Source organism: Caballeronia sp. dw_276, from assembly GCF_018449635.1.
Lineage (GTDB): Bacteria > Pseudomonadota > Gammaproteobacteria > Burkholderiales > Burkholderiaceae > Caballeronia.
The window spans coordinates 224,712-240,172 of record NZ_JAAVUV010000010.1 but is presented as its reverse complement, the minus strand read 5'-3'; the positions used below and the strand labels follow the sequence as shown (position 1 = coordinate 240,172).

Sequence of the window (15,461 nt, the reverse complement as noted above, 5' to 3'; positions counted from 1 at the left end):
AATCAGCGCGTTTTTTGCATCTGAGGATCATCGAAGGCGGCGCAATGGCAAATCAAAGCGATTGCCGCGCCGCCCGCGAAATTACATCTTGACCACGTCCAGCAGCGTCTTCTTGCCTGCCTTGTAGTCGTACAGCGAGATCACGCCGTGCTTCAGGTCGCCCTTCGAATCGAAGGTCGTTTCGCCGATCACGCCCTTGTAATCCGTATTCGGCATTGCAGCGACGATCTTTGCCGGATCGGTCGAGTTGGCGCGCTTCATTGCATCGACAATGATGTACACCGCGTCATACGTGAACGGCGCGTAGATCTGGATCGGCGCACCGAAACGCTTCTGGAACTTGGCCGCGAATGCCGGGCCGCCTTCCATCTTCTCGAGCGCCATGCCGGCTTCCGAGCAGACTACGTTGTCGGCTGCATCGCCTGCCAGGTCAGCCAGCTTTTCCGTACATACGCCGTCACCCGCCAGAACCTTCGCGCGCAGGCCGAGTTGCTTGGCTTGCTTGGCGAACGGGCCGCCGGTTGCGTCCATGCCGCCGTACATCACCGCGTCAGGATTCTCACCCTTGATCTTCGTCAAGATGGCGCGGAAGTCGACAGCCTTGTCGTTGGTCGCGTCGTGCGACATCACGTTCAGGCCGAGCGACTTGGCGGTCTTTTCGAATTCGTTCGCGAGACCCTGGCCGTAAGCCGTGGAGTCATCGACGATCGCCACGCTCTTCATCTTCATCGTCTTGGCGGCGAAGTTGGCGAGCGCCGGACCTTGCTGAGCGTCGGTCGCGACCACGCGATACGTCGTCTTGAAGCCTTGCTGCGTGTACGTCGGGTTGGTAGCCGACGGGGAGATCTGGACGATGCCTGCATCGCTATAGATCTTCGATGCCGGAATACTCGTGCCGGAGTTCAGGTGACCAACCACGCCAACGACCTTGTCGTCGACCAGCTTCTGGGCAACTTGCGTCGCCGTGCGCGGGTCGCCCGCGTCATCTTGCGGATCGAGTTGAAGCGTGATCTTCTGGCCGCCGATCGTCAGACCCTTGGCATTGATTTCTTCAACTGCGAGGCGCGCGCCGTTTTCGTTGTCCTTGCCCAAGTGAGCAATACCGCCGGTCAACGGTGCAACGTGGCCGATCTTGACGGTCTCGTCGGCCATCGCTGTTGTTGCCATCGAGGCGAACAGCAGCGCTGCAGCGCTGATAGGCAACAATTTGTGAAGCTTGGTGTTCATGTAAGTCTCCAGTTTCGGTCCCAAAAACAACGGTGTCGCCCTGTGCCCCGCTTTTCATCACGGTGGTTCAGCCCCGTGGACGACCACGCCGGATGCATCGTCATGCACTTGGCAAGTCCTTCAGCCGGCCATTTTTGGCGGCCGCCATCCGTACTGCGCGCAAGTGTAGGGTTGTCAAATTAATTTGGGGAAGTTTTTTAAGATAGTGGTGTTGCTACTAATAAGAGACTAGTTGAGAAGCCACTGGAAATGTGCTGGTGCAGTGCGCAAACGCCCTGTTCATGCGGTTCTTCAGAGGGTGGACGCCGCAGCGGCGCGGCCTCTCTTTAGTTTGATGGGACTGTGCCGGTATTATCGCGGCCGCTCAAGGCCAATCAATCGAAACACTTAAAAGAGCATTAACTCTAGAGCGTTTCTAAAACCACACCGACGTACGCCACGACATCATGCCCGGGCGATTTCCTACAGGCGCTTTACAGCCGGACGTCCGCCAGCAAACGGCATGGAATGGTGGCAAACTGCCTTGCCGCTTTTTTCCCGCTTTTTCCGGCGTGTTCTTCGCCGTGTTTTTGCGCCCCTTATCATTAGGCAATCAGTCAGGAGCATCACTATGACCGTTTCATCCCGATGGATCGACATCCCCGCCAACGGCGAAAGCTACCAGGGTTATCTCGCGCTGCCCAAGGCTGGCAAGGGCCCGGGCGTGGTTATCATCCAGGAAATCTTCGGTGTGAATTCGCACATCCGGGCAGTGGCTGACCAATATGCCGCCGATGGCTACGTGGCGCTCGCGCCGGACATCTTCTGGCGCATCCAGCCGCGCGTGGAACTGGGTTATGACGGCGCGGATCGCGACAAGGCGATGGAGCTGTACGGCAAGTTCGACCTCGACCCCGGCGTTGCCGATGTAGGCGCAGCCGCCGCTGCCTTGCGCGCATTGCCCGAAGTGAACGGCAAAGTTGCGGGCGTGGGCTATTGCCTGGGCGGCCGGTTGGCGTATCTGGCGGCGGCGAAGGGCTCGTTCGATATCGCCGTGGCCTACTACGGCGGCGGCATCCACACGCAACTCGATCTGGCCGACAACGTCAAGGCGCCGATCCAGTTCCACTACGGCGACCTGGACGCTCACATTCCGTCCGACGCCGTGAATGCCGTCAAGCAGCGCTTCGCCGGCAAAGACGCGCAGGTCTTCACGTATCCGGGCGCGGACCACGGGTTCAATTGCACGGATCGTGCTTCGTACAATCAGAAGGCTTCGGCGCTTGCACACGGCCGCACGCTGACGTTCCTCGGCGAGCATTCGTAACGGGCTTTTCGCGCTGCGGACTGCACGGCCGCCTCAAACAGATGGAACAATAAAACCAGGGGAAGCCGTGCAGTCCGAGTATCTCGACCATGACGCCATCGGCCTGGCGGAGCTTGTACGTACGGGCCAGGTAAGCGCACGCGAACTTATCGATACAGCCATCGCGCGCGCGGAAGCCGTCAATCCGGCGATCAACGCCATCGTGCTCACGGATTACCAGGCGGCCCGCAACCGCGCGAGCCGTTCAGGCTTTCCCGCCGACGGTCCGCTCGCGGGCGTGCCCTACCTCATCAAGGATCTGGGCGCGCCGGTCGCGGGCCTGCGGATGTCCATGGGCAGCCGCCATTTCCAGCACTACATCCCCCGCGAAGATTCGCCGATCGTGGCGCGCTCGAAAGCGGCCGGACTCAACATCTTCGGCAAGACGAACACGCCGGAAATCGGCCAGATGCCCTACACCGAACCAGAGCTGTTCGGCCCGACGCGCAACCCGTGGGGACTCGACTACACGCCAGGCGGTTCAAGCGGCGGCGCGGCAGCGGCCGTTGCGGGCGGCGTCGTTCCGCTCGCGCACGCAGCCGACGGCGGCGGCTCGATCCGCATTCCGGCATCGTGTTGTGGTTTGTTCGGCTACAAGCCATCCAACGATGTCCAGCCGCAACCGTTGCCGGCGCCGGGGGTTTTATCGGTGGATCATGCGGTGTCGCGAAGCGTGCGTGATAGCGCGTTGTTGCTCGACCTGACATCGACGGGACAAAGCGGCGCGTTTTTCCGCGCGGTCAGCGAGCCGTGCGCGCCATTACGCATCGGTTATATGGCCGAGCCGCAATTGGCGGCGGGGTTGTCGGCGGATGTAAAAACCGCGCTCGACGATGCCGCCAAACTCGCCGAATCTCTCGGCCATCACGTCGAGCCTGCCTCGTTCGGCCTCGATTTCGATGCCATCGCGCACGCGTTCCTCGTGATGTGGGCGGTGCTCGCTGAAGAGATCGTCCTGCAGGCCGACAAGGTCAGCGGCCAGAAGCCAAAACGCGCGGACTTCGAGATTGCGTCTTGGGCAATGGCACATATCGGCCGTTCGATTGGCCAGAAGGATCTGCCCGCCGCGCTTGAATTGCAGCGTCAGGTCATGGCGAAGATGGACGCGTTGATGTCGCGCTACGACGTATTGCTCACGCCCACGCTCGCCGGCGCGCCTTTCAAGATTGGCGCGAAGCAGCCAACACAATTCGAGCGCTTCCAGATGGGCGTGTTGACGGCGGTTCCAGTGGAGTCGTTGTTGCGCAGGATGCTGGCGGTATCGGCGAAGAAGGCTTTCGATTGGGCCGGATGTACCGAGCTGTTCAATTTCACCGGCCAGCCCGCGATGTCCGTGCCGCTTTACTGGAACGCGCGCGGTCTGCCGATTGGCGTGCAGTTTGCTGGACGCCGCAGCGAAGACGCGACGTTGTTCCGGCTCGCAGCGCAACTCGAAACCGCGCGGCCGTGGTTCAGCAAGCGGCCGGCGCTGATGGTCGCACGATAATCATCCGTGCCGCTTCGAGAATCGATAATGCGCGACGCCCCATTCATTGCCCTTCGCGTAACCGAACAACTCGGCGACGGCCATATAAAACATGCGCCAACGCTGAAACCAGACGGGCGCATCGGCTGCGCCATAGGTCTGAACCAGCAATGGCATTAGCTCATCTCGAGCGGCGTCGAGATTCTCAAGCCAGTGATTCGCGGTCTTTTCGTAATGCGTGCCGCTCACCCACCATTGGCGGTCTATCGTGAGGTCGTCCTGGAAATGCAGCAACAGGGATTCCGACGGCATCGTCCCGCCGGTGAAAAAATACTTCGACATCCAGTCGCTGCCGTCCTTCACCTCGAAGTGATACGCGAGCGTCCGATGCGCGAACACATGCACAAACAGCTTGGCGTCTTCGCGCATCCATCCTGAAATCTTGTTCAGCAACAAGCGGTAATTCTTCATGTGCTCGAACATTTCTATCGACAGCACGCGATCGAAACCTTCGCCAAGCGTTTCAGCCTCAAATTGATATTCAACGACATTCCCCGTCACCACACGCAAGTTAGTAATGCCGCGCTCGGCCGCCGTCGCTTCAATAAACTCGCGCTGCCCCCGCGAATTCGATAAACCCACGATCTGCGAATGCGGATACTTCCCGGCCAGCCACAACGACAACGATCCCCAGCCGCAACCGAGATCCAGAATGCGCTGGCCATCGTAGAGCTGAGCGCGCACCGCGTACTCTTCGAGCATCGCGGTTTCGGCTTGATCGAGCGTTTCCTTACCCGTTCTGTATAAACAGCACGAGTACTTCAGATGCTCGCCCAGATGCCCGTGAAAAAATCCGGCCGGCACTTCGTAATGCTGCGTATTGGCGGCCTGAGTTTCTATAGCGATAGGGCTTGCGCGCAGTTCGTCGACCAAACGATTGAAACGCTTGGAACGCGCTTCGCCATCGTTCAAACCTTCATCGCGCAGACGCTGTTTCATCAACCGGCGCATTCCCAGACGCACGAGTGAATCCGGAAGCCGGCCGCGTTCGCACCAGTCGATCAGCCGGCCGTCCGGCGGCGCTTCCTGTTTTTGTGGCTTTGGCATGGCCGCTTGGGATGACAGGTCGCTCATGGAAATACTCCTCGCTATTATTGTTTATGACTGACGCGGCGGCCATGGAATCAATGCGCTGGTCGTACGCATGTAATCGGCATATCCCGCGCGTTTTTTAGCGGACTCAGCTTCCACCATAGGCACGCCCGATACTTTCATCAAGAGCCACGCCATCAGGACCGGCGGCAAAAGCATCGCGATGATCCATGATCCGCTACCTACGGCCAACGGAATGTACGCAACCCAATGCACGCACTCGAAGAAGTAATTCGGATGCCGCGAGTATTTCCACAAGCCCGCGCGGCAGACCTTGCCGTGATTGGACGGATCGGCTTTGAACGCGTGCAATTGATGATCGGCAAGCGCTTCGCCGGCAATCGATACAACCCAGATCAGCACGGCCAGCGCAACCCAAAGCGCGCCCGGCGGCGTCATGCGATAAGCCGGAACGAAGAACGCGATGGACAGCAGCATCGAAATGACGACTTGCAGCTGGAAGAACCAGAACATCTTCTTGTTGGCGTCGGCGCCCCATTGCTCGCGAAACTTGTGATAACGCGGGTCTTCGTCGTGACCGGCGTTGCGCTTCCATAAATGGAGGCCGAGCCGCATGCCCCAAACAAGTCCGCCAATCCCCACGATAACCCGCGTATGCAGCTCGCCTTGCGCGAATACCGCGATAAACACGGCAAGCAGACCGAGCGACATCGCCCAGATGGGATCGATCATTCCGGCATTCTTCGATTTGACCTGCCACGCCCACACCGCCGTGAAAATAGCGATGAGCGCAACAAACGCAATGACGGCAACGGTGAGCAAGGGCATGAAATCCTCGATGTCTTTTTATCGTTGAAGCTGAATGGCATCGACTGGGACAGCGACTGGCTCTATTTACGCACGCCGTCATCGGGCGGATGCGCGGAAGTCTTGAAGAGGGAGCGTATCAACGGTCGACGTTCGTGACGGACGTCAGGAACGTGAGCATGGGACATTCCCGCAGCGCCAGGCGAGAACGCAGGAACGACGCCGTGTCAGCGTCGAGTTCCTGTCCAACGTGCACGGCAATCTCAGTGAATCAGTTCACCGCGCTTGAGAGTTTCAGGCGTCTAAACCAGCGCCGGTAATCCCTCAACCAACAAGAATGCAACCAGCACCCCAAGTAATGCGCCAAATACGCGCAACGTGTTTTTGCGGAACTGCGTGGCGCAAGGAACAGCGCCGAGAAAGAGAATCCCCGCGAGCGCCATCGGGATGATCAGGATGAAGTCGCCGATCGTGAAGTAGGTGGTCATACTCGTCTCCCATCGTCCGTGCTCAGCGTCCACCTGAATGCGTGGAACGTCGCACGTTCGATTTGAGTATAGGCCGCGATTTTGGCTTTAAACATGCTGCAGCGCGCCATCTCACGCGGCATGTAGACACCGCGCCTTGCCTGACGGGGCTGGCGCGGCGTTGTTTTAAGCGGATACGGAATAACCCTTGTATGAAGAAAGTTACAAAGGACTTTCGTTACATTCGCGCGCGAATCTAAACGACCGTTCGCCTCTCGCGCCGACGCAAAAATTCCGCGCCGCCCAGCCCGATAACCAACAAGACAAAAACGAGACCCGTCACGCCGCGCCAGCCATCGATGGTCCAGAAATGGCCGCCCCACGAACCGAGCACGCTCGACCCAATGTAATACGCGAGCAAATAGAGCGCGGCTGCCTGCCCTTTCGCGCCTTTCGCGAGCAAGCCGACCCAGCCGCTCGCGACCGAGTGCCCCGCAAAGAACCCGAAAGTCATGCCCGCAATACCCACGATCACCACCGGCAGGGACGTGGACAAGGTCATCGCCACGCCGGCGATCATCAACGCGAGCGCTGCGATCAACACGCGGCCACGGCCGAAAACATCGGCCATCTTGCCGGACCATGGCGACGCCACCACGCCCGTCAGATACACCACGAAGATCGCGCCGATTGCCGTCTGACTCAGGTTGAACGGCGAGGCGATCAGCCGATACCCCACGTAGTTGTATATCGTGACGAAGCTGCCCATCAGCACGAAGCCGATCAGGAACAGGAACGGCAAGCCGCGGTTTTTCAGATGCCCTGTCAACGCCGTCCGATGATGCGTGAAACCCATCCCCGCGCGCGGCACGAAGCGCCTGGACGGCGGCAACAACGCACGAAACGCGAGTGTCGCGAGCAAGCCCAGCACCCCGATCCCGCCGATTGCCACGCGCCACGAAAAGAAGTCCGCGAGAATCCCGCTGATCACGCGCCCGGACATGCCGCCAATTGCCGTCCCGCCAACGTAAAGGCCCATCGCGAGGCCGAGGCCATCGGGATGCACTTCTTCCGCGAGATACGCCATGGCGACGGCCGGCACGCCGCCGAGCGCGAGCCCTTCGAGCGCGCGCACGATCAGGAGGCCGTGCCAGCTCGGCAAAAACGCCGCGACGATCGTCAAGAGCGAAGAGATCGTCAGTGACAAGGTCATCAACTTATGCCGGCTCCATCCTTCGGAAACAAAGCCCGCAACGAAGATCGCGATGGCAAGCGCGGCAGTCGCCACCGATACCGACAGCGCGCTCTGCGCCGGGCTCACACCGAACGATTTGGTGAACTCGGGAAGGAGCGGCTGCACACAGTAAAGCAGCGAGAAGGTGGCGTAGCCTGCAAACAGCAACGCAATCGAAGCGTGCCAGTAAGCGCGCGATCCGCGTTCGAGATAAGGCGTTGGATCGATGGAAAGCTTGTGCGCCGGCGATGAGGTCACAAAGAAAAGTCCGATAGCGAAACGCGTAACCATACCGGGAACAAAAGTGTCTCGCCGGGACACGGCCTTAACGCTTTCAAGAAACTTTCATCGCGTCGTGTTTTGCGTTTTCGTCGTCTATAAACGACGGCAGAGTTGAACCCAAGCAGAACTGATGCGCTAAAGTAGAACCACCATTGAGCCGAAATCATTGGAATACGCCGCGATTAACAAGGCATCTACGGAGTCTCGCGCGGCATTGCAGTCCCGTGCACGGAGCTTAAAATTCTGTGCTTCATCCAGAACCGACCGGCACGCATCACATCACCACGTATCTGCCGGCACATTTCGGGGAGTCATCATGCAAATCGGTTCAATCGTTCGCTCCGTCCATATCGCCGTGCCGCAAGGTGCACGCGGCATCGTCATGCGGATTCTCGGCGACATGGCCATGGTCGCCTGGTACGCCGACGAACCCGGCACGTCCGAATTGCTCAATACGGAACCGTTCTTCCTCGAAGATCTCATCGATACCGGCGAACTTGTCCGGCCGAGCAGCAACGTGCTCATGCATTGAACGCGTTGGTAATATAAGCGCGCATTGCTGATGTTTCCTCCGGCGATGCGCGTCACAATGCTGGAATGAACCCGAACCATTCCGATGCATCGCGCGCGCCAGACGAGAACTCCGGTTCCCTGGGCAACAACGCCAATCTTCCCGCCCCTCCCTTCGCCGATCTCACGCCCGAACGTGTACTCGACGCGCTCGACAGCGTCCTGATGCCGCTTGGCGAACGCACCGACGGCGGCATGCTCGCCCTCAACAGCTACGAAAACCGCGTGTATCAGGTCGGCATGGAAGACGGGCCGCCGATGGTCGCCAAGTTTTATCGGCCGGAACGTTGGTCCGATGCCGCCATTCTCGAAGAGCATGCGTTCGTCGGCACGCTCTACGAGCGCGAAATTCCCGCAGTCCCGGCGCGCACGATCAACGGCGCGACGCTGCATACCTTCGAGGGTTATCGGTTTTCCATCTTCGAGCGGCGCGGCGGACGCGCGCCGGATATCGACCGGCCTGAGACGCTGGAATGGCTGGGGAGGTTTATCGGGCGGATTCACGCGGTCGGGCAGATCAAGCCGTACGTTGAACGGCCATCGCTCGATATCCAGACATTCGGCTACGAGCCGCGCGACTTCCTGCTCTCGCACGGTTTCGTGCCAGACGATGTTCGCGAAGCCTATGAAACCGTCGTGAAAATGGCGCTGGAAGGCGTCGAGCGTTGCTACGACCGCGCCGGCGACATTAAAAGCATCCGGCTTCACGGCGATTGCCATCCGAGCAACGTGTTATGGACCGATGCGGGACCGCATTTCGTCGATTTCGACGATAGCCGCATGGCGCCCGCCATCCAAGATTTGTGGCTGCTGCTGCCGGGGGATCGGGTGGAGGCATCGCGGGCGCTCGGCGATTTGCTCGCCGGTTACGAGGATTTCTGCGATTTCGAGCCGCGCGAACTCCATCTGGTCGAGGCGCTTCGCACCTTGCGGCTGATTCACTATGCGGCGTGGCTTGCGCGTCGATGGAACGATCCGGCTTTCCCGGCCGCCTTCCCGTGGTTCAACACACAACGCTACTGGGAAGACCGGATTCTCGAATTACGAGAACAATGTGGCGCGATGGAAGAAGGGCCGCTCTGGCCCTTGTAATTCTTCGTATTTTCAAGAACGGCGCGCTCGCGCCCTTCTCCTTACAAACTCGTTGAACAAAACAATTCGACATGTAATGATAACAATTCTCATTCGAGAATTGATCCTGTCGATGCGTGTCTGCCTGCATCGGTCTGGCTGAACCATCCCGTTTTCCCCTGAACTGCATGATTGGAGAGACGCGTGAACGCGCCCGAAACCCTTGATCCCGCGACCAACGCGACCACGATGCAGTACGCGCCGCACGGCGGAAGGCTCATCGACGACGCCGAACAGATTTCCCGCAAACAGCGCTCGCGCCGCGCCACGTTTATCAAATGGCTGCGCAAAGTCCACGGATGGGTCGGGTTGTGGGGCGCGGTGCTCGGGCTTCTTTTCGGCTCGACTGGTTTTCTGCTGAATCATCGCGCCGGGCCGTTGAGAATATCGAGCGGCGAACCGCAAGTCTCGCAAATGCAATTGGCGCTCCCCGCCCAAGGCCTCAAGTCGCCGATGGACCTCGGCAAATGGCTCAAGAAAGAACTGAAGATCGAAGGCAATCTCGGCCGCGCAAAACGCGAACCGGCCCACACGGTCGGCTGGGGCGACCAGAAAACCATGCAGCCTGAACAATGGACCGTGGCGGTGGCGTCGCCGAGTGGGTCCGTTACGGCGGAATATTGGGTGGGCAACGGGTTTGTATCGGTGAAGAAAAGCGAGAACAGCTTTCTCTCGACCATGAGCAATCTGCACAAAGGCGTTGGCTTGAGCGTGGGTTGGGTGCTGCTGATCGATACGCTCGCGGGCAGTATCATCTTGTTGTCGCTGACCGGCGTGTTGTTGTGGACCGAGTTGAATAAACGCAAGACCGTGGGCGCGGTGATTGTGGGCGCTTCGATTGTCGCTATGGTCTGGATGGGGTTAACGTAAAAGCTTTGAATGAAGACAAACCCCGCCTTTGCGCGGGGTTTTTTTATGCAGGCTTGGCTTTGTTTTTATTGCCACGTGAGAGCCACAAATACAAGCCGCTTCCCAACACGATGATCGTCAGTACATCGAACGCTGCCCAGAATATCTTCAACGGCATGCCGCCGAAATCGCCAAAGTGCAGCGGCTGCGAGCCGAGCAACAACTTCAGATACCACGGCAATTCACGCGAGTCGGTGAGCGCGCCAGTTTCCGCATCGATAAGAACCGGGCGCAGCATCCGCGTCGTCAAGATCCCGTCTCCGCGCATGAACACCGTGTAGTGATGCGGGCTGCTGAAGCGCGTGCCGGGGAACGCTACAAATGAAGGGATCATCGATGGCGCTGTGTTGCGCGCGGTTTGTATCGCTTCATCGATGGACGCAGTAGCCACGACCGGCGGCTTGCCTTGGTACGGCGCAAGCATTTGCGCGAGCTGGTCGTTGCGCCAGGCGTCGAGCAGAAGATCGGCGAGCGTGTTGATGGAGCCCGTTGCGCCGACGAGCAGCGCCCAGATCAACGTCAGCATGCCGAGTGCGTTGTGACCATCGAGCCACGCAATGCGCCGCGATTTTTTCATACGCACGCGGCCTAGTCCGACCTTGTTCCAGAACGGCAGATAGACCACCACACCCGAGACAATCGCTGCGACGAACATCACACCCATCGCGCCGAGGAACAGCTTGCCAGTAAGGCCCGCGAACATGTCGACGTGCAGTTTCAGCAGGACGAATTTCAGCGAGCCCTTGCCTGGCGGCGCGCCTAAGGCTTGGGCCGTGCGGCCATCGATGGTCGTGCTTTGGGTGTCGTCGGGCGGGGTATCGGCGCGCGGCGCGGTGACGATGATCGGCAGCATGGGTTCATCGGGCTCCCAGATCATGTATTGCGGCACGTGGCCCGGGTTTTTTGCCAGCGCGGATTTCAGGACGGCGTCGTAGCTTGCGCGCGCGTTGGCCTGGTTCGCCGGAAGTTCGGGGGCTTCGATGGCGTCGCCGAGTAGCACATCGAGTTCATGGCCGAAAACCAGCGGCAAACCGGTGAGGCACAGCAAGAGCATAAAGGCCGTGCACACGATGCTCGTCCATCGATGGACAAACGACCAGGTGCGGAGGGATTGGGGGGTGAGCATGAGGCTGAGGCTTCCGCGCGATGACGCCGTTAATTCAAATGAGAATCATTATTATATAAGCTCGCGCGGCGCTCCCTGCATCTCATCAAATTATGACCTTTGGATCCGGGTCCTAACGCGATCCGTCCTATTAAGCTTTCGGCCACGCGAACATTGCTCACGCCGCAACGTTCAAAACATCGTTTGCATCGCTAACCTGCTTTTCTTTGATCGAGTTCGCCCGTTCAAGCGCCGAAAGAGCAAACTTGATCATCCTAAAAAATGGATACATCCATGGCCCACCACGTTCTAATCTGCCTCCCCACCTACAGCGAAGAAGTCCACGTCAATTTCGCCTTTTCGCTGCTCGATCTGACGCGTGCATTGACCGATTCAGGATCGAGCTACGAACTGTTGCACGTCGCGTCATCGCAAATCGTTCGGGCGCGCAACTTCTTTGCCAACTATTTCCTTAATTATCCTAAATTTTCGCATCTGCTTTTCCTCGATACCGACATGAAGTTCCCCGCCGAAGCCGTCATCAAACTTCTGGCCGCGAACAAACCCGTAACGGGCGTCGCCTATCCGTTCCGGCGTTTCAATCTGGACCGGGCGATCACAACCGAGGATACCGGTATAACAATGCGCGACTGGCTCGAGAAATACGCCGACTACACATTTGCACCTGTTGTGAATGCAAATGGCGATATCGATTTTCGTAATGGATTTGCTGAAGCGCGGCATATTGGCACCGGCGTTTTCCTCGCTCAACGGGAAGCGTTCGAAGTCACGCAACCCTTTACGGAATGCTATTCGCCGCCGAAACAATATGAATCGATGATACCCAGCGGAAAGTTCTACGGTTTCTTCGAGACCATCGAAGAGGACGGTGTCTATCTTGGCGAAGACGTGTCCTTCTGCTTGCGCGCACGTCAAGCGGGATTATCAATATGGGCGTTGATCGATCAGACCGTCGTGCATTACGGCGCGTCGGAGGTGTCGGGAAAATATCTTCGAGCCATGCAACTCAACGGCAAAGTAAGCTAAAAAAACGCGCCGCGCGTAATTAGGCTTCGACCTGTTCAATGCGCGGCAACACCCACACCCTCTTGAATCCCGCAAACCTCGCCACCTCCTTCGAGTTCCCGCGCAGCCTTCGCGCCTTCGACTTGCAGGATTGTCGGCAAGGAAACGCCGTTCTTCGCAGCCGTCACTTCGGCAAGAATCGATACCGCTATTTCCGGCGGCGTCCTGCTGCCAATATAAATCCCGACCGGTCCATGCAAACGCGATAACTCGGCGTCGGAGAGATCGAACTCTTTCAAACGTTCTCTTCGCGCCGCGTTATTTTTCCGCGATCCCAACGCGCCGACATAAAACGCCGGCGTCTTCAACGCCTCCATTAACGCGAGGTCATCGAGTTTCGGATCGTGCGTCAACGCGATCACCGCGCAACGTTCATCGAGCTTCATTTCCGTGACGGTATCGTCGGGCATGGTGCGCACGATCTTCGTCCCGGGCACGTCCCACTCGTCCGTATATTCCTCGCGCGGATCGCACACGGTCACGTGGTAATCCAGCCCAACCGCGATGCTGCACAAATATCGCGACAACTGTCCCGCGCCGATCACCAGCATCCGGTACCGCGGCCCGTGAATGGTCGAGAGCGTGGTTTCATCGAAAACGACGCCGTCAGTTTCCTGCGCCGGCTCGAGCCTGACCGCGCCGCTATCCATACTCAGCGTGCGCGTCACCAGCTTTCCGGCGAGAACCGCTTCGCACAATTCAGCAATGCCGCTTGCCGCCGACAACGGTTCCAGCACGAGCTGAATCGTGCCGCCGCAAGGCAATCCAAATCGATGCGCTTCTTCCGCCGAGATTCCGTACTTCACGCTCTCGGGTTTCGTCTGCTCAATCCCGCGCTGCCTAACGCGCTCAATCAAATCATCTTCGATACACCCGCCCGACACCGATCCCATCACCGCGCCGTCGTCGCGCACGGCAAGCATTGCGCCTTCCGGCCGTGGTGACGAGCCCCACGTCTTGACCACCGTCACCAGCAATACGCGGTGCCCGCGTTCGAGCCACCGCGCACTGTTTCTCAGGACTTCGAGATCCACGCTGTCCATGTTTTCCCCTTCTTCACCGTTGCTGCTGGCTGTCGCCTGAATTTCGTTTTACCGAGTCAGACCAGTGCCGTAAATGCTTCGAAACCAAAGTAAAGCACAGCTCCGGAATGCCCGCTCATGTTACTGCCGCTTCGGCACCGACGTAAAAACGCCGCCTCGATGGGCGGCGCAAGCCTGCAACACAGGTTCGTGGTGGAGCGCTTATTCCGTCCCGCGCCCCAGTTTTGAATGCCGGCGCGAATATCCGAAGTAAATCGCCAGCCCGATCGCAAGCCAGGCGATAAACGCAACCCACGTCACGGCTCTCAGGTTAATCATCAGGAACAAACACGCCGCCACGGCGAGAATGGGCACGACTGGCACGCCCGGGCATCGGAATGCGCGCGGCAGATCCGGGTGCGTACGACGCAGAACCAGCACGGCAATCGACACCATCGAAAACGCGGCCAGCGTGCCGATATTGATCAGCTCCGCCAGCACGTTCAGCGGCACGAGCGCGCCGATCAGACCAAAGAAAATGCCGACGAACCACGTCGTGAAGAACGGCGTGCCATATTTCGGATGCACCTTCGAAAGCCGCGCCGGCAGCAAACCATCGCGCGACATTGCGTAGATGATGCGCGTCTGGCCGTAGCTCATGACGAGAATCACGGTCAACATGCCGAGCACCGCACCCAGATCGATGAAACCCGCCACCCACGGTTGCCCCGCGACCTGCAGCGCATACGAAACCGGATGCGAGATGCTCGCGAACTGCGCGGCCGGCACGATGCCCGTCACGACTGCGGCCACCGCGACATACAGCACCGCGCACACCGCCAGCGAAGAGATGATGCCGATCGGCAAATCGCGCTTCGGATTCTTCACTTCCTCAGCCGCCGATGACACGGAATCGAAACCGATAAACGCAAAGAACATCACGGCCGCAGCGCCGAACACGCCGTCCCAGCCGTTCGGCATGAACGGATGCCAGTTCGCCGGCGTCACATGAAACACGCCCACGCCGATCACCATCAACACGACCGCGACCTTGATCGCGACCATGATGTTGTTCACGCGCGCCGATTCCTTGATGCCGATCGACAACAGCGCCGTAATCGCCATCATCACCAGGAACGCCGGCAGATTGAATAGCGTGAACTGCCCGGGCACCGCGCCCGGTGCGGCGGTCAGCGCGGTAGGAAGAGAAATGCCAAAGCCCGAGAGCAAGGACTGTAAATAGCCCGACCAGCCAACGGACACCGCGGAGGTCGCCAGGCCATATTCCAGCATCAGATCCCAGCCGATCACCCACGCGGCCAGCTCGCCGAGCGTGGCGTACGAGTACGTGTAGATGGAACCGGCCACCGGAATCGTCGATGAAAATTCCGCATACGCAAGCGCCGCGAGCCCGCACGCGATGGCCGCGAAAATGAACGACAGCATCAGCGCCGGTCCTGCCTGAACGGCGCCGGTTCCGGTAAGCACGAAAATCCCCGTGCCGATAATCGCCCCGACGCCTAAAAACGTCAGATCGAGCGCGCCGAGCGTCTTTTTTAATCCGGCGCGTTGCGCGCCGGCGAGCATGTGCTCGATGCTTTTCTTACGGAACAGGGACATGAAAAGGGAACTCCTAACCTCGGACGCGGCGCGCCGGATCGCCGGATCGGCGGCGCAGAATCGATTGGAAAACCGGAG

At 59.1% G+C, this 15,461-nt stretch carries 14 protein-coding genes; 6 read left to right on the top strand and 8 right to left on the bottom strand.

Annotation, left to right across the window (positions count from 1 at the left end; translation table 11 throughout):
- Positions 1-81: 81 nt before the first annotated feature.
- Complete coding sequence (locus HB633_RS21710) at positions 82-1,227, bottom strand: branched-chain amino acid ABC transporter substrate-binding protein (protein ID WP_056358475.1); 1,146 nt, start codon at positions 1,225-1,227, stop codon at positions 82-84.
- A 610-nt stretch (positions 1,228-1,837) separates the two neighbouring features.
- Between HB633_RS21710 and HB633_RS21705 the strand changes: the two genes are divergently transcribed.
- Positions 1,838-2,533 (top strand): dienelactone hydrolase family protein, encoded by a 696-nt coding sequence (locus HB633_RS21705; RefSeq protein WP_213780197.1) that lies wholly within the window; start codon positions 1,838-1,840, stop codon positions 2,531-2,533.
- 67 nt (positions 2,534-2,600) lie between these two features.
- Complete coding sequence (locus tag HB633_RS21700; RefSeq protein WP_213780196.1) at positions 2,601-4,058, top strand: amidase family protein; 1,458 nt, start codon at positions 2,601-2,603, stop codon at positions 4,056-4,058.
- Here the strand turns inward: HB633_RS21700 and HB633_RS21695 are convergent, their stop codons facing one another.
- The 4 genes from HB633_RS21695 to HB633_RS21680 all read right to left on the bottom strand — a co-directional run bounded on the left by HB633_RS21695 (position 4,059) and on the right by HB633_RS21680 (position 7,916).
- Entirely contained in the window at positions 4,059-5,171 is a 1,113-nt protein-coding gene (locus HB633_RS21695; RefSeq protein WP_213780195.1) for a class I SAM-dependent methyltransferase, read from the bottom strand.
- Between the two features lie 24 nt (positions 5,172-5,195).
- The gene (locus HB633_RS21690) at positions 5,196-5,978 is read right to left on the bottom strand and encodes a DUF1295 domain-containing protein (RefSeq protein WP_213780194.1); all 783 of its coding nucleotides are present in this window, start codon (positions 5,976-5,978) and stop codon (positions 5,196-5,198) included.
- 281 nt (positions 5,979-6,259) lie between these two features.
- On the bottom strand, positions 6,260-6,445 hold the full coding sequence (locus HB633_RS21685) for a hypothetical protein (protein WP_047895389.1): 186 nt from the start codon (positions 6,443-6,445) through the stop codon (positions 6,260-6,262).
- 235 nt (positions 6,446-6,680) lie between these two features.
- Positions 6,681-7,916 (bottom strand): MFS transporter, encoded by a 1,236-nt coding sequence (locus HB633_RS21680; RefSeq protein ID WP_346730346.1) that lies wholly within the window; start codon positions 7,914-7,916, stop codon positions 6,681-6,683.
- A 340-nt stretch (positions 7,917-8,256) separates the two neighbouring features.
- Between HB633_RS21680 and HB633_RS21675 the strand changes: the two genes are divergently transcribed.
- From HB633_RS21675 to HB633_RS21665, 3 genes are all read left to right on the top strand, one after another.
- The gene (locus HB633_RS21675) at positions 8,257-8,472 is read left to right on the top strand and encodes a hypothetical protein (RefSeq protein ID WP_056358497.1); all 216 of its coding nucleotides are present in this window, start codon (positions 8,257-8,259) and stop codon (positions 8,470-8,472) included.
- 65 nt (positions 8,473-8,537) lie between these two features.
- Positions 8,538-9,602 (top strand): serine/threonine protein kinase, encoded by a 1,065-nt coding sequence (locus HB633_RS21670; protein WP_213780192.1) that lies wholly within the window; start codon positions 8,538-8,540, stop codon positions 9,600-9,602.
- Between the two features lie 183 nt (positions 9,603-9,785).
- Positions 9,786-10,511, top strand: coding sequence for a PepSY-associated TM helix domain-containing protein (locus tag HB633_RS21665; RefSeq protein ID WP_213780191.1), 726 nt, complete (start codon positions 9,786-9,788; stop codon positions 10,509-10,511).
- Between the two features lie 43 nt (positions 10,512-10,554).
- Here HB633_RS21665 and HB633_RS21660 read toward each other — a convergent pair whose 3' ends face one another.
- Entirely contained in the window at positions 10,555-11,676 is a 1,122-nt protein-coding gene (locus HB633_RS21660) for a PepSY domain-containing protein (RefSeq protein WP_213780190.1), read from the bottom strand.
- 273 nt (positions 11,677-11,949) lie between these two features.
- On the opposite strand from HB633_RS21660, the gene HB633_RS21655 reads away from it, so the two are divergent.
- Positions 11,950-12,702 carry a hypothetical protein gene (locus HB633_RS21655; RefSeq protein WP_255581048.1) on the top strand — a complete coding sequence of 251 codons (753 nt, stop codon included), beginning with the start codon at positions 11,950-11,952 and terminating at the stop codon, positions 12,700-12,702.
- A gap of 35 nt (positions 12,703-12,737) precedes the next feature.
- Here the strand turns inward: HB633_RS21655 and HB633_RS21650 are convergent, their stop codons facing one another.
- Positions 12,738-13,784, bottom strand: coding sequence for an XdhC family protein (locus HB633_RS21650; RefSeq protein WP_213780188.1), 1,047 nt, complete (start codon positions 13,782-13,784; stop codon positions 12,738-12,740).
- A gap of 201 nt (positions 13,785-13,985) precedes the next feature.
- Complete coding sequence (locus tag HB633_RS21645) at positions 13,986-15,383, bottom strand: amino acid permease (protein ID WP_213780187.1); 1,398 nt, start codon at positions 15,381-15,383, stop codon at positions 13,986-13,988.
- Positions 15,384-15,461 lie beyond the last annotated feature (78 nt).